We start from the raw sequence: 16,233 nt of genomic DNA on the forward strand, positions 1-16,233 counted from the left end.
CGGCCTATGTTACTTCCAGTCCATTCCCTGGGACTCTACGAACACGCGTACCTCATCTACCGGTTTAGTGAGTTTGGGATCAAAGGCTAGGTACGCCTTAGTCTCGCGTGCCACGAGGCCGGAAAGGAGGAGCAGCCCAATGAGGTTCGGGATGGCGATGAGACCATTGGCCAGATCGGAGAAGGTCCAGGCAAGTTCGAGCTCTGAGACGGAACCGACAAAAAGCAGACAGGCAAAGAACATGCGGTAGGGGATGGAAGCCTTGCGGCCGCAGAGGGATTCCAGGGAACGCTCGCCATAATAAGCCCAGGCCATGATGGTGGAAAAGGCGAAGAAAATAATGGAGAGCGAAACGATGGTGCCGCCCCAGTCTCCGGGCAGTACACGAGAGAAGGCCTCAGCCGTCATGATTCCGGCCTCGTCGCGGCCCATGTCCCAGGTGCCACCCACCACAATGACCAAGCCGGTAATGGTGACCACAATGATGGTGTCAATGAAGGTCTGCGTCATGGAGACTAGCCCCTGGCGCGCCGGGTGCGGGGTTTTGGCGGCCGCCGCGGCGATGGCGGCGGAGCCCATGCCGGACTCATTGGAGAAGATGCCGCGGGCGACGCCGTATTGAATAGCCATCATGAAGGTAGAACCCACGAAGCCGCCGCCGGCGGCCGTGCCGGTGAAAGCACCGCTGAAAATCATGGCGAAGGCGGCGGGGATCTCGCTAGCGTGCGAGAAGATCACAAACAGTCCACCAAGAACATAAACGATGATCATTAAAGGCACGAAGGCCGCGGTGATGCGGCCGATGGCCTGGATTCCCCCGAGGAGTACGGAGCCTACCAAGACGAACAGGATTGCACCGGTGGCCGCTGGGGCGATGCCGAAAGTGGATTCCATATTGGTGGCCACGGCATTGGCTTGGGCGAGGTTGCCGATGCCAAAGGAGGCGCAGATTGCGAAGATGGCAAAGAAGACAGCTAGCACGGAGCCGAGCGGTCCGGGGATACCGCGCTTGAGATATTGTTGCGGGCCGCCGGACATCTCGCCATTGGAGTCGGTGGTGCGAAAGCGCACACCGAGGTACGCCTCGGTGTATTTAGAGGCCATGCCCACTAGGCCCGTAATCCAGATCCATACCAGCGCGCCGGGGCCACCAATAGACAGCGCGGTGGCCACGCCCACGATATTTCCCACGCCTACGGTGGCGGCAAGGGCGGTGGTCAGCGCCTGATAATTGGAAATATCTCCTTCGGTGGACTCATCATCAGAGTCTGTGGCAAAGACGTGGCGCGTCGCACGCCCTAGCGTCCGGAACTGGAGGCCACCCAAACGGATTGTCAGCCACAGGCCCGTGCCCAACAGGAGTGGAATGAGGATGAATGGTCCCCAGACCACGGTGCTGATGGCGGAGAGAATGGAATTAAGCGAGTCCATTCTGCAAATCTAGCGAACTATAGAAATGGAGTAAATTTGGCCATACCCCCAGCCGGGGGATTATCCGTCCTGCGCAATCACTGGGGAGAAGGCAAGCTATAGCTATACGGACCCCAACCCCAAGGAGTACGCCATGGCCCACGAGCGCGCCGGCACGCTTGCACAACCATCGGACCTCATTGACATCGCAGAATTGGTCACCGCCTACTACACCCGCACCCCGGATGCGGAGAACCCAGACCAGCAGGTCTCTTTTGGTACCTCTGGGCATCGCGGTTCCGCACTCGACTGCGCTTTCAATGAGGCGCATATCCTGGCGATCACCCAAGCCATTGTGGACTATCGCGCAGAGCAAGGTGTTACCGGGGCAATTTTTATCGGCCGCGATACCCATGCGCTATCCGAGCCCGCCATGGTCTCCGCCCTCGAGGTGCTGCTGGCCAATGAGCTGGAGGTTCGCGTCGACGATCGCGGCCGCTATACCCCGACTCCGGCGGTATCCCACGCGATTTTGACCCACCCCGGTACCGACGGCATTGTGATTACTCCTTCGCATAACCCTCCGCGCGATGGTGGTTTCAAGTACAACCCGCCAACCGGCGGCCCGGCCGATGCGCAGGCAACCGATTGGATTGCAGGGCGCGCCAACGACTACTTGCGCGCCGGGCTGGAGGGGGTCAAGCGGACCTCGGTTCACGGCGTGCTGGATGAGCGCTGCGTGAAGCACGACTACGTACAAAACTATGTTGCTGACCTAGAAAACGTGGTGGATATGCAGGCTATCAAGGATTCCGGCTTGCGTATCGGCGCCGATCCCATGGGTGGTGCCTCGGTGGACTATTGGCAGGCCATTGCGGATCACTACGGACTGAATATGACCGTGGTCAACCCTGAGGTGGACTCCACGTTCCGCTTTATGACCTTGGATACGGACGGCAAGATCCGCATGGATTGTTCTTCGCCGGATGCCATGGCCTCGCTTATCGACGCCCGCTCAAGCTTCGACCTTGCCACCGGCAATGACGCCGATGCGGATCGCCATGGCATTGTCACGCCCGATGCTGGCCTGATGAATCCCAATCATTACCTCGCCGTGGCCATCGAGTACCTCTTTAGTCACCGTCCGCAGTGGGGGAAGGCCGGTGTGGGAAAGACTTTGGTGTCCTCCTCCATGATTGACCGCGTGGTGGAAAGCCTTGACCGGGAGCTGGTGGAGGTTCCCGTCGGCTTCAAATGGTTTGTGCCGGGGCTGGTGGAAGGCACCATTGGTTTCGGTGGCGAAGAATCGGCCGGTGCTTCCTTCCTACGCTTCGATGGCTCCGTATGGTCTACCGATAAGGATGGCATCATTATGGATCTGCTTGCCGCGGAGAGCACCGCGGTAACGGGCAAGAGTCCGTCCCAGCGCTATGCAGAGCTGGCAGAAAAATTCGGTGCCCCAGCCTATGCTCGCACCGACGCCCCCGCGAACCGCGAGCAGAAGGCCATCCTCAAGAAGCTGTCTCCGGACAAGGTCACCGCTACGGAGCTGGCGGGGGAGGACATTGTGGCCAAGCTGACGGAGGCGCCCGGCAACGGTGCGGCCATTGGCGGCCTGAAGGTAGCGACGGAAAATGCCTGGTTTGCCGCCCGTCCTTCCGGTACGGAAGATAAGTACAAAATCTATGCGGAGTCTTTCCTGGGTGAGGAGCATCTCAGAAAGGTACAAGCAGAAGCACAGGCAGTTGTTACCCATGTATTAGAGGTTTAACGCTAAACTCATCCTCGTGAGTAGCAAGAATAAAGGGAAGCTGGTGCTCGATATCATCAGCTTCATCGCCCGCTTTGGCATGGCCTGGGTGTGGATTGAAGCCGGCGTGCACAAGCTCGGCAAAACTCTGGACATGACCCAAGCCATCAAAGGCTATGACATTTTTACGCCTGATTGGGCTCTTTACCTAGCAACGGTCATTGGCCCATTAGAAGTTATCGGTGGCGTGCTCTTGCTTCTCGGGCTGTTTTTGCGGAGATCCTCCATCGTGGCAACCATCGTGTTGCTGCTGTTTATGGTGGGCATCGCGCAGGCCTGGGCCCGCGGGCTAGATATTGACTGCGGCTGCTTTGGCTATGACGCCCAAAATCCTGACCGCGGAATGGATTATGCGAAGACGCTGTTGCGCGATGCCGCGTATCTATTCTTCACTGTTTGGACTATTAAACGCCCTTTCACCAAGTTTGCCCTTCACCCCTAATAGGTGGGCAAGGTAGGCTGTATTGGTCCGAGAATTTTCAAAGGCAAGGTTCAAATGAGCAAAGTAACTGACCCGAACGCTAAGGGTGGCAACGGTTTTATCTGGGGAGTCGGTGTACTTCTCGTCATCATTGCCGTTGTTATCGGCTATATCGTGTGGAATGGCAAGCAGTCATCCACGGACTCTGTCGGTGACCGTGAAGCCCAGGACGTGAATATGTCCATGGAATACAACGACGGAGCCATCACCCTCAAGTCTGACAGTGCCAAGAAGGGTACCCCTGAGGTAGATCTCTACGAGGATTTCTCCTGCCCGCACTGTGCTGAATTGGCTCAGGCTACCGACGGTGACATGAAGAAGGCCATCGAAGATGGCAAGCTGATCGTTCACGTGCGCACCCTCAACTTCCTGGATGGCAAGGATATTGAAGGCCAGGAAGGCTACTCCACGAAGGCGGCAGCCGCTATGTCTGAGCTGTCTAAGTCTGGTGACGTCAAGACTTACTGGAACCTGCGTGATTACATGCTGCAAAACCAGCAGACGGTGGCTTCTTCTTGGGAGATTGCGGACATTGCAGAAGCAGCCAAGGAGCTTGGCGCGGAAGACGACGTTGTTGAGTCCATGAAGAACGTGGATATCAAGCAGGGCAATAAGATGGCGAAGACCAACTACGACAAGCTGGATAAAGAAACCGGCTCTGTCTCTTCGCCGCGTATTGTTCAAAATGGCAAGGATGTTCCATCCGAAAAGGATCAAAAGGCCGGCAAGAACCTGGGCGATTGGGTAGAAATCGTCACCCAGTAGCAGGCGATTTGGAGAGTTAAATACCCTCCATGTATATTTAAGCGAGTTGCAGCCCACAAGGTTGCACCTCGTTTGAGGGGCTATGGCGCAGCTGGTAGCGCACCACACTGGCAGTGTGGGGGTCACGGGTTCGAATCCCGTTAGCTCCACAAATTGCATTTCCCCTAGTCGTTAGTGACTAGGGGTTTTGTTGTGTCTGTGCAGGTCATCGCCCGTCTAGTATCTTGCCATAGGTTGCCATAAGATGGCACTAAATGAACTCTGAACGGGAAAATAACGGGAATACTTTCCCGCTTCCCGGCCCTATCCCTGGAGCACATTCATGGCACGTAAGAAAGCACAGCGCAGCTCGTTTGGGCGTGTACGCCAAAAAGGCAAACGATGGTATGCGGAATATACCGGCCCTGATGCCGCCATTCACACCCCCGGCCACTCATTCGCCAATAAGATTGATGCGGATGGTTGGATAGCCGCAGAGCGCCGCCTAATCGACTTAGACGCGTGGGAGCCGCCTAAGGCGCGCCGGGCTAAAGAGGAGGCTTCAGGCGAAACGGTGGGGCAGTGGTTAGACCGCTTCCATGATCTGTTAGAGCAGCGGCCTACCCCGCTTAAGCCGTCCACTATGCAGCTTTATCGCCGTCTGGCTCGCGTGCGTATCACAGAGCCTTCTGGCCCTGGAGCTGAAGATAAAGATGTTTGCAGTCTGCGGGATATCCCATTAGCGAAGCTGACTAAGGCGGATGTGTACCGCTGGTGGGATGGTGTACAGCGGTGTTATCCCAGTGCTCATACGCTTAATCAACAGGCGTATAAGCGCCTCAAAGCAGCGTGTGCTGGGGCGGTTGAACGGGAAATGATTGACGCTAACCCCGTGGATATTAAGGAAGCCGGGAAACGTGTTGAGACCAACGAAAAGTACCTGCCTACGGATGCGGAAATAGCCGCCATCTTGGAGCACGTCCCCGACCGTTATCGCGCTTTAACGTCACTTATGTTGCATCATGGTCTGCGTATTGGTGAAGCTATCGCCCTGGAGCGCGACGATGTACGGATAGAGCACCAGCCCGGCGCGGCTCTTCCTTGTGTGACTGTGCGAATAAAGCAGAATGCGCAGCGTATTTCAGGCAATGACGGTACCTACATGATGGTGCAGCCGCCTAAGACTAGGGCGGGTTATCGGGAGGTGCCGATTATGGCGGCGGATGTGCCTATTTTTCTGGAGCACTTGGAAAAGTATGTGCCTGGAGTTCCCACAGTCTTACGCACTACGGAAGGTGTGCGCAGTGCCGTGCTTTTAACCACTACCTCGAGCGGGAAGATGGTGATGGATACCAGCTATCGCAGTGTGCTCGCACGGGCGAAGAAAGCGGCTGGTGTGAGTCCTGATATTGATCCGCATACGGGGCGTAATTGGTTGATTACCCGGCTGGCGGAGCAGGGTGCGCATTTGAAGGAGATTGGTCGCCTGTTGGGGCAGGATGATGTGACCACGATTCTTAATGTGTATTTGAAGGTGAGGGCGGAGCGCACGACCTCGTTGATGGAGAAGGTCAGTAGGACTTTGGAGGATTGAGGGATGACTTTGGGGACTTTAGTTTCTCGGTTGTGGTGAGTTATCCACAGGGGTTTGGGGTGAGTTATCCACAGGTTTAGGACTGTCAAATTTTTGTGAAGAATTAGACAGAAACGAACATTTGTGACCGGGGATACGCATACCTAATGTTGCGACCTGGGGTTTTGTGTGCGGGGAGTGTTCCGGCGGGGGCGGATTGTTAGGTTTCCCTTTTGTCGGTATTAGCTTTGTCCCATTGGGGCCTTTTGTGTCCGGGATAGTCCTGCGGTGGGTAAGTTACAATGATGTAGTTCCAACAATCGTTGGGATGCCCCACCACTGGTGGACCTGGAAGAAAACCAGCGGCGGGGCCGACCATTTGACTGTGTTTATTCGCACCGCGATGGGCACGGAATAACCACCGTCATGTGTGACGGTAGAAAGGATGGCTAAGAAATGCCATTCCAGCCAACCCCGGGTACTACCCCCGTGGACCCTCACTGCACTCAGCACGACGCTTCCCGCCCTGTCATTCCGGCAGGAGCAAAAGCACTCACACTGGAGCAGTCCGCAGAACGATGGCAGGTAAGCATTCGCACTCTGCGCCGTCGCATTGCTGAAGGGCGATTGACTGCCTACCGCCACGGACGTGCCATCCGCCTAAAGCCTGAAGATGTAGACGCACTGTTCACCCCAACCAATAAGTGGAACGGGGGCGCAGCCTAATGAACGTCACCGTCGAAGATCGTCTCATCTATATCCGCGAGTTGACCAAGAGCCTCACTGATTGTGCGATGGATGCCCTGGCTGGTGCTGAAGTGGAAGAAAGTGTCTGTGAAGAAATAGGAGAGATCCTTTACGCACTTTCTGAAGATGTTGATGGTGAGGTATCAGCCAGTGGTCTTTCCCGTCGGCAGTTCTACTCGCACGGTATGCCCGTCTATGAGCGAAAAGAAGGCGGATGGTGGCTAAACCATCCAGAACGCGGCCACAGTACAGGCCGGGATTCTTTTGAAGAAGTCGATGGAGGTGAGTGGTAAATGACCACCCCAACAAAAGAAAACCCCCGCCCGGCGGCGGAAGCCGAGAAGGGGAGGGTGGACGACCATGCTGGTGCGGTATCCGATGCTAACTCTAGCACCGCGCTACACAGCCCGGCAACGGAATTAACCCTGCTTAGTGGCCTGTTAGCCGCCCGCGCCGGGCAAGTACTTGAAGTAGCGCAACAGCTGGATGCCCGTGATTTCTACGCGCCCCAGCACGCCACCATTTACGCCGCTGTAATCACCGCTGCACGCCGCCTAAACAAGGATGGGCAACCAGATGCACCACTACAGCCAGAGCTAATACAGCGTGACCTACAGGCTGCTGGGAAACTATTCGACACCGTTGCCACCGCCCTACTACAGGCCACCAGTGCAAAGCACCTGCCGCCGGTAATACAAGACGTATACAGGCTCGCTGAAGCCCTACGCCGTGCCCGCCTGCACCGCGCCTTAGATACCGCCGGCCATGACCTTATAGAGGCCGCTAATCGTGGAGCAGACGACGACATACGCCGCTGCATCAGCAACCTGGCATACCTTCCCGAATTATCCCGGCGCGCCGGGCTGGAGGTGGCATAACAGTGGAAATTGCCAAGGTGGAAACTGATCGTCGTGCTGCGCAGATTCAGGCCGCGCTGGAGAAGAAGAAACAGTGGGAGAAAAGACGGGATGCCGAATTAAGGTTGCCGCCTCTGGCTAGTGGATACCGAGACCCGGACGGGTGGCAAACCGACGCGCCGGACCGCTGGTATTTCGTCGCTGGAGGTGATGAGTAATGACGGCCTTTAATGCGAGCGCCTACAGCGTAGAACAGTGGCGCGAACTAGAGCAGCAAGTGTTCGATAATGGCTCCGCCGCCCTGACAGCAGTACGAGACTACGCCCGGCATAACAACCTACCCCCAGTGCCGTTTCTCGTAGCCTGCGCCCAATACGCCATCGCAGCAACACCGAGCAGCGTCATGCTGGATGCTGGTTTAGGCCCTGGCACCGCGAACATGTTCGTCTGCCTTATGGACGCACCAGGCATGGGAAAAGACCGCCTGATGAAGTACGTACGCCGCGCTATGCAGGTGTCGTGCAACGGTAGGCCCCTGGAGCCAGTACCCGCTTCCGTAAGTTCTGGTGAAGGTGTAATCACCTCCATGATTGAACACGACGAAAAGGGAAACCCCATTGTGGAAGATGGCGCAGCAATGCCCGGCGCGCCTGTACTGTTTGGCGTCTCGGAAGTTGGTCTGCTGGGCAACCTGATGAAGCGGCAGGGCAACACGCTTAGGCAGAACTTGCTGTCTGTCTACAGTGGTAACCCATTGGGGATTAATAACCGGCAAGACAAAATGTATTTGGCGCAGGATTCCTACCGTGGTTGCCTGTGGGTAGGTGCCCAGCCTGATACCGCCGGCATTTTGTTGGAAGGCGGCGATGATGGGCTACGGCATCGTTTCGTATTCGTGGAGCTAGAAGATCCATTGCTGGACATTGATCATGATTACCCGGAAGCGCAGCTGCTGCCCGTGGAGATTCCTAAGCGATTGGTGGATGGTAAGCCGTTTACCTTCCCTCGTGAAGTCTGCCAGTACTCCCAATTGATGCTGAAGCAAAAGTTAAAGCATGGTGCAGCGGTCGCGCCGGTAGGTCATGCTGATTTCACCACCGCCAAGCTGGCTATGGGCATTGCCCTACTGCGCAGCCAGAGTAGCGCCAGCCAGCATGACTATGACAGTGCTAAGGCGATTATGGGCTATTCCGCTGCTGTTATCGCCCGCTGTGAGCGTCACCAGAGCGATAAGCGGATTGAGGATAGGGCGGCGCGTCGGGGTGAAGATGAGCAGGCGGCAGAGCTGGCGGCAGAGCGGAGGATGAAGCGGAAGGAAGAAAAGCGGCAACGCCTTATCCAAAAGATTGTTTCGTGGGTGGATGTGGAGGATGGTTGTACTCCAGAGCCTGAAACGTGGCAGCAGTTTAGGCAGACGCTTAACAGTCGTGACCGTTCCGATGCTGATTCCATTTGTGGGCAGATGATCCATGATGGGGTTCTGCGCAGGGATGGTGACTACGTAGAGCGCGGCCCGGCCTTCCAAAATGTTGTGTAAGTAGACCTGTCCTAGCGTCCTAACTGTCCTATGCAGGTCACACGGTGTTTTTGCCTGTCCTTTCGGGATGTCCTGACTGTCCTATCTGTCCTATCTTCACCTGGTGTTAGGACACTTAGGACACCCAATAGGACACCTTTAGGACACCCAAAAATAGGCCCTGACCTGCATAGGACTCATAGGACACCTATTTTGTGTTTCTACACTTTCAATCCTATTTCCAAAGCAGTCACGTCTGGTAGAAGCTTTAGCCATCGTCTGCTTTTCTCCCCGGGACTCTTCTAAACCCGAGAACTGGTTCTCACCTTTCTTTCCTCGGCTTCCCTGCCTCCTTGTTGGTCTTGTTGAGTCGGTGGACGCTGGGGTGGCGGAGAACGCTAAGAAACTATGGCTAGAAGAACTGCCAGCAAGTAGGAGGCGAGGGGGCGACATGAGCAAGGTGAGTAACTTACCTAGCTCTACTCCTAGCCCTAACCGGCATAGTTCCTCTGGCCTGCTTGCCCGCCTGAAGCGAGACCACCCCGACCTCGCGCAGCAGGTCATTGACGGGGACATGAGTGCTACCAAAGCAGCACGGGCAGTGGGAGCGCGGATCGTTAGGTCGGGGTCCCGACTTAAAGAGCGAGCTATTTACAATTTGTAAAAAGCGATAAGTCTGGGATGCTCACAGTCCTGAAGTTGTGCCCCGCGTTAGCGCGTCAATGGTCATTGGAAACGGGGCGCGCTGAGTGGAGTTAGTCCCGAATTCGGGATTAAGGGAAGTTGTACAGGTGGATTCGCAGCACTCATGCTGGAAGATCTTCCGACTTGGAAACTTCCCCATCTAAAGAGCAACCAGCACAACGGAACGTAAAAGAGTCGATAGTGATTCACTCAATGCTTCACACAAAGAAATAAAAATGCTCACTAAACAACATGTGACCACCATCACCTAGGGGTGGGGGGTACCTCCCCCTCATGGGCAAGGTCTATCCTCACGGTATATGGACAGAGCTGGTTAGTAACAGTTTTCTATTGGTTTATTAGGTTTATTAATTGGTAGTTAACAATGGTTGGTCTACGCCCATTAAATGTGGGGCTTTAATCTGCCGTGGGGAGTTCGAGACTGGGGTTGCTGTTCCACAGGTTCCCGGCGCGGCTGAGACGAAGGGTAGGTCTTACCATCCACTCCAACCACAGGGGAAGGCTCAGCTGCGTAATTATTCGCACCTGCCTCCAAGCCACTGCGTACATCCCCTGCTGTCTTATCACTCGTCCCAGTTCGTCGAGCATGTTCCCGGTTCGACAACTGCGGATCTGCTTTGAGTGACTCTGCAATCAAAGCGCGGCGCTGTTCCCGGTTAAGGTGACGGCGGTATTGGGGGTGTGAAATGAAAATATCGGTATAGGTAACGGGCAGAGTTTCTTTGGCGATTAACTGACTAAGTAGCGGCTACAAGCTGTGTGCTTAATGTCGTTAAACTTTCTTCCCTGAAAGGAAAATCATGTCTAGGTTTAAGAAGTGTGTGGCTGCTGTGGCTGTTGCTGCAGCGATTGGTGGCGGCTCCCCTGCTGTAGCATCCGCAGCGCCAGTTGCACCTGCTGCAACGAGCAGTTCCGATGACCTGCTTCAGGCATATGCCATTGTTTTAAGTATTGGGTCTGCGGCTTTTTACAGCCTCCCTAAGGAAGCTCAGGATTGGATTCTTAGTAATTCTGTGCTTCTGAAAGCGCTAAATTACCGGTCCAACAAGGCTACTGAGGACTACGCCCGCATGAAGGCCTCGCTGGTCAAAGACTAAGGCGCGTAACTAGGCGTAAAAAGGGGGCCGCTCGGTATATATCGGGTGGCCTATCTTTGTATGTTGGGCGGTGTTTTGCCTGTTCAATATCGCCGTTTAAGGCGTTTTATTTTCCCGCTGGGGTGGTAGTACCCCTTAATTGCTTAGGCGGCCATATAGCGCGCCGCAAAAAGTAGCCACCAGGGGTTCAGGAAGCCTCAATCATCCTGAACCCTGGGGCGTCTGAGTATCATACCCACTTTGGAAGGAATCATCATGGAAAAGACTATGACTTATGCGTTTGCGGCTGCTTTCGCCGCGTTCATTGCGGTATCCACAGTGATACCCAACTGGCTCCTAATTGCCCCCGTGGCTCTCGCCATCTCTGAGGCTGCATTGTCTCACCGCAGGAGCCGCAAGTGATCCTTGCCGGCATCGGCAACGACACGGGACACGAATTGTGGTTGTGTGTGGGGGTTAGTCGCCGGTCTTATTGGGTAGAAACGGGAAAATTACGGGAATTTCTTCCCGTAGTAGTTTTAGAAAGTGGCAATTACCTGCGCTGATGTGGTGTCGAGGTTCGAATCCCGTTAGCTCCACAATATAAAGGAGAGGAACATTAGTTCCTCTCCTTTTTGTTTGTCTCGGGTGCCTATAGTTTTGCTAAGTCCTCATCAAGCATGCACTGGTCGATAGCAATGCCTACGGCGGCGCCGCTACCCATTGCCTGAGAGACCTGGTCCGGCGAGCTGACTACATTGCCGGCTGCCCATAGTCGCGATATTGAAGTTTGGCCACGTTCTGCACTGACCCAGCCATGGGCCGATTCGCAACCGGCATCCCGCAACAGTGCATCGTTGGGCAGAAAATCGGGCCCAGTAAAGCATGCTTCGTAGATGCTTACTCCATCGGCGCTGTGTACTTCTACGCCGGTGGGCGATGCCTGATCCGGCTGGACTTGTGTCACCTTCGCTTCGTTTATCTCTACGCCCAACCCGGCGAGCTGGGTGCGGTCAAGCTCGGTGAGCTCAAGGCCGTTGGGGTAGAAGGTCAGAGCACTCGTCCACTTAGAAAGCAGTTTGCTAATGCGGATAGTAAAAGGCGGATTCGCGCCGCCAATGAGCGCAACCTTCTTCCCCTTGACCTCGTGGCCGTGGCAATAAGGGCAGTGAAAGAGGCGCGTTCCCCATAAATCACTAAGACCAGGGACCTCAGGGAGCTTGTCTGTGAGACCAGTAGCAACGAGGGCATGGCGGGATTCTAGAAGCGTGTCATCGGTGAGTCTTATTTGCCACGGGGCCTGCTCGGAAGGTCGGGAGAGGCTTTCCACCGTGGCGTGGGTAATGGCGCCGCCGAATTTTTTAACCTCCGCGTGGCCGCGTTCGAGCAGCTCGGTGGGAGCCACGCCATCGAGACCGAGGATGCCGTGGGAATGTTCGCTGAAGCGATTGCGGGGAGTGCCGGAATCGATAACCTGAACATTCCGGTTAGCGCGGGCCAAAGTGATGGCAGCGGCGGTGCCGGCAAAACCTCCGCCGATGATGATGACGTCTGATTGCATTGCTCATCCTTTATGGGAAGTGGGTAGCATGGTTCGCAGCCGAGTATATGCAGTCAACGTCGAAGGGGCCCGCGCGTTATGGCTTACGAATCCACGGGGTTCTTTGCACGCGATGCGCTCTACGGGGCGTCTCCTGCGCAGGCAGTGGGCAGGTTCTTTATTCGATACTTCAACTTCCTGGGCCGAGCGTCTGTGAGTGAGTTCTGGTGGGTATTTGGCTTTCTAGTGTTGATTTCAGTGCCAATTAACGCCATCGATCAGCATTATGGCGTGAATATCAAGCCTGTTGTAAAAGGATTTCTTGCTATGCCGGTCGTTTCCTTAATTTTCCGGCGGTTGCACGATTCTGGGAGAACGGGGTTCTTATGCTTGATCGGGTTTATCCCAATGTTCGGTGGGTTAGCGCTTCTATTCATGATGTGTTTGCCCACGCGGGAGCGCGCGGCGCTTTAAAAATTTCCCTGCCGGATTAGGCTGGGCGCCATGCAGACTTTTTCAAAGCGAGTACGCGACACAGATCAAGCTGGCGCCGAGGCGGCAGGATTGCGGTGGCTTGGGGAAGCTACCGACGCGGTGGTCAACGTAGTAAGCGCCGACGGGCTAGAGATCGTTACCGAGCGCGTGGACGAGGTCATGCCCACGCCGGAGGCGGCGAGGAAGTTTGGTGCGGAGTTGGCTCGCATGCACCGCGCAGGAGTCGAAGCGTTTGGCGCACCTCCTGCCGGATGGGAGGGAAAGAACTTCATCGGCAGCATCGAGCAAGACTGCATCCCGACGGATAACTGGGGTGAGTTCTACGTCGAACAGCGCGTGCTGCCTTTTGCGGAACTGGCTGGGATTAGTTCGGCGCAGTTGGATTTGGTAAGGCGAGCTTGCGATGCCATCGCCGCGCGCAGTTGGGATGTGGCGCCGGCTCGCATCCACGGTGACCTGTGGGCGGGAAACCTGCTCTTTGGTTCCGATGGCGGCATCATGATTGACCCCGCTGCCCACGGCGGGCATCCGCATACGGATTTGGGAATGCTGGCCCTTTTCGGGGCACCATACCTAGAAGAAATTTTCCAGGGCTATGGTGCGCCGAAAGATATCGAGAAGTGGATTCCTATGCATCAGCTGCATCCACTAGCGGTGCATGCGCTCACGCACGGTGCAAGCTATAACCGGCCGCTGGAGCGTGCGGCTGCCGCAACCTTGGAGGCGCTGGCCTAAAGGCTCGGCCCCTGCGGCATGACGCGTTTATGAGCGCCGCGGCGCCATAGGGTTTCGATGCGTTCGCGGGCGGCATCGGGAACCGCCTTGCCCTCCAGGTAGTCATCGATGTGGGCGTAGGTGACGCCGAGGGCTTCTTCGTCGGGAAGCTGGGGCTTATCGTCTTCCAGATCCGCGGTCGGGATTTTCTCCCAGGTAGAGCGCGGGGCGCCGAGGTGCTCTAAGAGAGCGGCGCCCTGGCGTTTGTTGAGCCCGGCCAAGGGGAGGAGGTCTGCCGCGCCATCGCCCCACTTAGTGAAGAAAGCGGTGACGTTTTCCGCCGCATGATCGGTGCCGATGACGAGGGCGCCGACCTCGCCGGCGATGGCGTACTGGGCGGTCATGCGCAGGCGGGCCTTGGTATTGCCGCGGTTGAAATCGGTGACGTCGGCAAGCTGCACAGCATCCGCCACCTGCTCGTCGAGGGCCAAGGTAGCTGGTTTGATATCGACGGTGAGGCGGTGATCGGGCTGGATGAAATCCAGGGCAATCTGGGCATCGTCCTCATCAGCCTGCACACCGTGAGGCAGACGCACGGCCCAAAACTCCGCGCCGTCGACGCGGTCAACCGCCAGTTGCGCGAGCTTTCCTGCCAAGGTGGAATCCTGGCCGCCCGAAATCCCCAGCACGTACCCCTTGGCACCGGTGGTGCGCAGGTAGTCAACCAAGAAATCTACGCGGCGCTGGACCTCCGCTTCTGGATCGATAAAGGGGCGTACACCCAGGGCTTTTATGATGGTTTGCTGCAGGTTTTCGGCATCGTTCGACATGACGTTCATGGTAGCTGCCTGACACAATATTGTGCTGTGAATAAGGATGTTTATGTCAAGGTAGTAGCTGGCATAGCGGCCCTCGGCGGGCTGCTTTTTGGATACGACACCGGAGTGATGTCCGGTGCCTTGCTTTTTATTAGCCCCGCATTCGACATGAGCGCCCACCAAGAGGGGTGGGTGACCTCGATGCTGCTTGTGGGGGCGGCTGTTGGTGCGCTGACAGCCGGGCGCATCGCCGATAGGTTTGGCCGCCGCTTCACACTGATTGCGGGTGGCATCATTTTCGTGGTGGGCTCCATCTGGTGCGCCCTGTCCGGATCGGTGGGCATGCTGGCTACGGCACGCACGTTCTTGGGCTTTGCTGTAGGTGCGGTATCCATCGTTTCGCCCATGTACATCGCGGAGATCGTGCCTGCCAAGGTGCGCGGGCGCATGGTCTCTCTCAATACCCTGGCGATTGTGGTGGGCCAGTTGATGGCCTACCTGGTCAACTCCGCGCTGGCCTCTACTGGCAGTTGGGAGTGGATGCTGGGCTTGGCCGCCGTGCCAGGACTAGCGTTGGCACTCGGAATGGTGTTTCTGCCAGAGACTCCGGTATGGCTAGCGACGAACGGCAAGATGGCTCGTGCCCAAGAAATTGCCGGGCGCGCCGGAATGGATATTTCGGAGCTGACTTCGCAGGAGACCGCGCGCAAGTCCAGCGGGTCTGAGTGGAAGGCGCTTGCCGCCAACCGGTGGATGCAGATTACGGTGCTGCTGGCCATGCTGATGGGGCTCACACAGCAGATTACCGGTGTCAACGCCATTGTGTATTTCGCACCGACCATGATGAATCAGGTGGGGATTTCTACGGCCAATTCGGTCTACACGTCCATCGTTATCGGCACGGTATCTGTGCTCGCCTGCTGGGTTGGCCTAAAGGTAGTAGACCGCATTGGGCGCAAGCGCCTATTGCTTATCGGCCTGACCGGCAACGTGGTCTCGCTATTCATTCTTTCCTTCGCCTATTCCCACGCCGAGGATTCCACCGCTATGGCCATGGTGTCTTTGGTATTTATGGCGCTGTTTATTGCTTTCCAACAGGCGGCGGTCTCACCCACGACGTGGCTGCTTATCTCCGAGCTAGTACCGCTGCAGGTACGTGGTCTAGGCATGGGCATTGCGGGGCTATCGTTGTGGGCCACCAACTGGGCCGTGGCGCAGTACTTCTTGCCGCTAGTGGAGTGGCTGACTGGCCCGGTGGCGTTTATGGTCTTTGGAGTCTTTGGTCTCATCGCCATTGCCTATACCCGCATTTTGGTTCCAGAGACAATGGGACGTAGCCTGGATGAGGTAGGCGAGGAGATGAAGTCGCGCTACGAGCGCGAGTCCGCAGTCGTCAAGCCTTAGTGTTTTGGTATTGACGGCCGTGTGAGGTAAAATTTTTCCTCGTGTCATGGCTGGGGATTCCCAGTCCGTGCTTTACTTATTCAACCGCATGTAGATTGCGCATAACGAAAGGAGCGCCCGATGAAGGTCCGTAAGTCCCTTCGGTCGCTGAAGAAGAAGCCGGGCGCCCAGGTTATTCGCCGCCACGGTAAGGTCTTCGTGATCAACAAGAAGGATCCCCGTTTCAAGGCTCGTCAGGGCTAATTGATTCGCGATTCCATCCGCTCCCTCCGGCTATCCGGAGTGGGGCGGATTTTTTATGGGTGAATTATGGCACAAGGGATAATTTTCTCCAGGGCCACGG

At 56.3% G+C, this 16,233-nt stretch carries 18 protein-coding genes and 1 tRNA gene; 16 read left to right on the top strand and 3 right to left on the bottom strand.

Annotation, left to right across the window (positions count from 1 at the left end; genetic code table 11):
- Nucleotides 1-9: 9 nt before the first annotated feature.
- Nucleotides 10-1,431: an alanine/glycine:cation symporter family protein gene (locus tag I6I12_RS03030; RefSeq protein ID WP_023020840.1), complete on the bottom strand. Its 1,422-nt coding sequence runs from the start codon at nucleotides 1,429-1,431 to the stop codon at nucleotides 10-12.
- Between the two features lie 133 nt (nucleotides 1,432-1,564).
- Here I6I12_RS03030 and pgm point away from each other — a divergent pair, with 133 nt between their 5' ends.
- From pgm to I6I12_RS03090, 12 genes are all read left to right on the top strand, one after another.
- Complete coding sequence (pgm, locus tag I6I12_RS03035; protein WP_023020841.1) at nucleotides 1,565-3,181, top strand: phosphoglucomutase (alpha-D-glucose-1,6-bisphosphate-dependent); 1,617 nt, start codon at nucleotides 1,565-1,567, stop codon at nucleotides 3,179-3,181.
- 16 nt (nucleotides 3,182-3,197) lie between these two features.
- Nucleotides 3,198-3,662, top strand: coding sequence for a MauE/DoxX family redox-associated membrane protein (locus I6I12_RS03040; protein WP_023020842.1), 465 nt, complete (start codon nucleotides 3,198-3,200; stop codon nucleotides 3,660-3,662).
- 54 nt (nucleotides 3,663-3,716) lie between these two features.
- Entirely contained in the window at nucleotides 3,717-4,466 is a 750-nt protein-coding gene (locus I6I12_RS03045; RefSeq protein WP_200288683.1) for a DsbA family protein, read from the top strand.
- Between the two features lie 76 nt (nucleotides 4,467-4,542).
- Nucleotides 4,543-4,615: transfer RNA gene (locus I6I12_RS03050), tRNA-Ala, on the top strand.
- Between the two features lie 173 nt (nucleotides 4,616-4,788).
- Nucleotides 4,789-6,039: a tyrosine-type recombinase/integrase gene (locus I6I12_RS03055; protein ID WP_200288684.1), complete on the top strand. Its 1,251-nt coding sequence runs from the start codon at nucleotides 4,789-4,791 to the stop codon at nucleotides 6,037-6,039.
- Nucleotides 6,040-6,474: 435 nt separating this feature from the next.
- On the top strand, nucleotides 6,475-6,744 hold the full coding sequence (locus tag I6I12_RS03060; protein ID WP_200288685.1) for a helix-turn-helix domain-containing protein: 270 nt from the start codon (nucleotides 6,475-6,477) through the stop codon (nucleotides 6,742-6,744).
- Nucleotides 6,744-7,058: a hypothetical protein gene (locus I6I12_RS03065; RefSeq protein WP_200288686.1), complete on the top strand. Its 315-nt coding sequence runs from the start codon at nucleotides 6,744-6,746 to the stop codon at nucleotides 7,056-7,058. Before I6I12_RS03060 ends, I6I12_RS03065 begins: the two co-directional genes overlap by 1 nt.
- Nucleotides 7,059-7,643 carry a DnaB-like helicase N-terminal domain-containing protein gene (locus I6I12_RS03070; RefSeq protein ID WP_200288687.1) on the top strand — a complete coding sequence of 195 codons (585 nt, stop codon included), beginning with the start codon at nucleotides 7,059-7,061 and terminating at the stop codon, nucleotides 7,641-7,643.
- A gap of 2 nt (nucleotides 7,644-7,645) precedes the next feature.
- The gene (locus I6I12_RS03075; protein ID WP_200288688.1) at nucleotides 7,646-7,840 is read left to right on the top strand and encodes a hypothetical protein; all 195 of its coding nucleotides are present in this window, start codon (nucleotides 7,646-7,648) and stop codon (nucleotides 7,838-7,840) included.
- Nucleotides 7,840-9,159 carry a hypothetical protein gene (locus tag I6I12_RS03080; protein ID WP_200288689.1) on the top strand — a complete coding sequence of 440 codons (1,320 nt, stop codon included), beginning with the start codon at nucleotides 7,840-7,842 and terminating at the stop codon, nucleotides 9,157-9,159. Before I6I12_RS03075 ends, I6I12_RS03080 begins: the two co-directional genes overlap by 1 nt.
- Nucleotides 9,160-10,643: 1,484 nt before the next feature.
- Nucleotides 10,644-10,940: a hypothetical protein gene (locus I6I12_RS03085; protein WP_200288690.1), complete on the top strand. Its 297-nt coding sequence runs from the start codon at nucleotides 10,644-10,646 to the stop codon at nucleotides 10,938-10,940.
- A 255-nt stretch (nucleotides 10,941-11,195) separates the two neighbouring features.
- Nucleotides 11,196-11,342: a hypothetical protein gene (locus I6I12_RS03090; RefSeq protein WP_200288691.1), complete on the top strand. Its 147-nt coding sequence runs from the start codon at nucleotides 11,196-11,198 to the stop codon at nucleotides 11,340-11,342.
- A gap of 229 nt (nucleotides 11,343-11,571) precedes the next feature.
- Here the strand turns inward: I6I12_RS03090 and I6I12_RS03095 are convergent, their stop codons facing one another.
- The gene (locus I6I12_RS03095) at nucleotides 11,572-12,480 is read right to left on the bottom strand and encodes an NAD(P)/FAD-dependent oxidoreductase (protein WP_023020844.1); all 909 of its coding nucleotides are present in this window, start codon (nucleotides 12,478-12,480) and stop codon (nucleotides 11,572-11,574) included.
- Nucleotides 12,481-12,558: 78 nt separating this feature from the next.
- Here I6I12_RS03095 and I6I12_RS03100 point away from each other — a divergent pair, with 78 nt between their 5' ends.
- A complete protein-coding gene (locus I6I12_RS03100) occupies nucleotides 12,559-12,933 on the top strand; it encodes a DUF805 domain-containing protein (RefSeq protein ID WP_023020845.1) in 375 nt (124 codons plus the stop codon).
- 30 nt (nucleotides 12,934-12,963) lie between these two features.
- Nucleotides 12,964-13,689, top strand: a complete 726-nt coding sequence (locus I6I12_RS03105; RefSeq protein ID WP_023020846.1) for a fructosamine kinase family protein — start codon at nucleotides 12,964-12,966, stop codon at nucleotides 13,687-13,689.
- Here I6I12_RS03105 and nadE read toward each other — a convergent pair.
- The gene (gene nadE / locus I6I12_RS03110) at nucleotides 13,686-14,507 is read right to left on the bottom strand and encodes an NAD(+) synthase (protein ID WP_023020847.1); all 822 of its coding nucleotides are present in this window, start codon (nucleotides 14,505-14,507) and stop codon (nucleotides 13,686-13,688) included. The genes I6I12_RS03105 and nadE overlap by 4 nt on opposite strands.
- 27 nt (nucleotides 14,508-14,534) lie before the next feature.
- On the opposite strand from nadE, the gene I6I12_RS03115 reads away from it, so the two are divergent.
- Together I6I12_RS03115 and ykgO are read left to right on the top strand one after the other, a co-directional pair.
- Nucleotides 14,535-15,890 (top strand): sugar porter family MFS transporter, encoded by a 1,356-nt coding sequence (locus tag I6I12_RS03115; RefSeq protein WP_023020848.1) that lies wholly within the window; start codon nucleotides 14,535-14,537, stop codon nucleotides 15,888-15,890.
- A 120-nt stretch (nucleotides 15,891-16,010) separates the two neighbouring features.
- A complete protein-coding gene (gene ykgO / locus I6I12_RS03120; protein ID WP_003847162.1) occupies nucleotides 16,011-16,133 on the top strand; it encodes a type B 50S ribosomal protein L36 in 123 nt (40 codons plus the stop codon).
- The last annotated feature ends 100 nt before the right edge of the window (nucleotides 16,134-16,233 follow it).

This window comes from Corynebacterium kefirresidentii (genome assembly GCF_016599755.1).
In the GTDB taxonomy this organism is placed as follows: Bacteria; Actinomycetota; Actinomycetes; order Mycobacteriales; family Mycobacteriaceae; genus Corynebacterium; species Corynebacterium kefirresidentii.

Excerpts from the sequence above, each read along its gene's own strand:
- I6I12_RS03085 (WP_200288690.1), top strand. The coding sequence starts at position 10,644 with ATGTCTAGGTTTAAGAAGTGTGTGGCTGCTGTGGCTGTTGCTGCAGCG.
- I6I12_RS03080 (WP_200288689.1), top strand. The coding sequence starts at position 7,840 with ATGACGGCCTTTAATGCGAGCGCCTACAGCGTAGAACAGTGGCGCGAA.
- I6I12_RS03065 (WP_200288686.1), top strand. The coding sequence starts at position 6,744 with ATGAACGTCACCGTCGAAGATCGTCTCATCTATATCCGCGAGTTGACC.
- nadE (WP_023020847.1), bottom strand. The coding sequence starts at position 14,507 with ATGAACGTCATGTCGAACGATGCCGAAAACCTGCAGCAAACCATCATA.
- I6I12_RS03105 (WP_023020846.1), top strand. The coding sequence starts at position 12,964 with ATGCAGACTTTTTCAAAGCGAGTACGCGACACAGATCAAGCTGGCGCC.
- I6I12_RS03095 (WP_023020844.1), bottom strand. The coding sequence starts at position 12,480 with ATGCAATCAGACGTCATCATCATCGGCGGAGGTTTTGCCGGCACCGCC.
- I6I12_RS03030 (WP_023020840.1), bottom strand. The coding sequence starts at position 1,431 with ATGGACTCGCTTAATTCCATTCTCTCCGCCATCAGCACCGTGGTCTGG.
- I6I12_RS03045 (WP_200288683.1), top strand. The coding sequence starts at position 3,717 with ATGAGCAAAGTAACTGACCCGAACGCTAAGGGTGGCAACGGTTTTATC.
- I6I12_RS03100 (WP_023020845.1), top strand. The coding sequence starts at position 12,559 with ATGGCTTACGAATCCACGGGGTTCTTTGCACGCGATGCGCTCTACGGG.
- ykgO (WP_003847162.1), top strand. The coding sequence starts at position 16,011 with ATGAAGGTCCGTAAGTCCCTTCGGTCGCTGAAGAAGAAGCCGGGCGCC.
- pgm (WP_023020841.1), top strand. The coding sequence starts at position 1,565 with ATGGCCCACGAGCGCGCCGGCACGCTTGCACAACCATCGGACCTCATT.
- I6I12_RS03090 (WP_200288691.1), top strand. The coding sequence starts at position 11,196 with ATGGAAAAGACTATGACTTATGCGTTTGCGGCTGCTTTCGCCGCGTTC.
- I6I12_RS03070 (WP_200288687.1), top strand. The coding sequence starts at position 7,059 with ATGACCACCCCAACAAAAGAAAACCCCCGCCCGGCGGCGGAAGCCGAG.
- I6I12_RS03060 (WP_200288685.1), top strand. The coding sequence starts at position 6,475 with ATGCCATTCCAGCCAACCCCGGGTACTACCCCCGTGGACCCTCACTGC.
- I6I12_RS03055 (WP_200288684.1), top strand. The coding sequence starts at position 4,789 with ATGGCACGTAAGAAAGCACAGCGCAGCTCGTTTGGGCGTGTACGCCAA.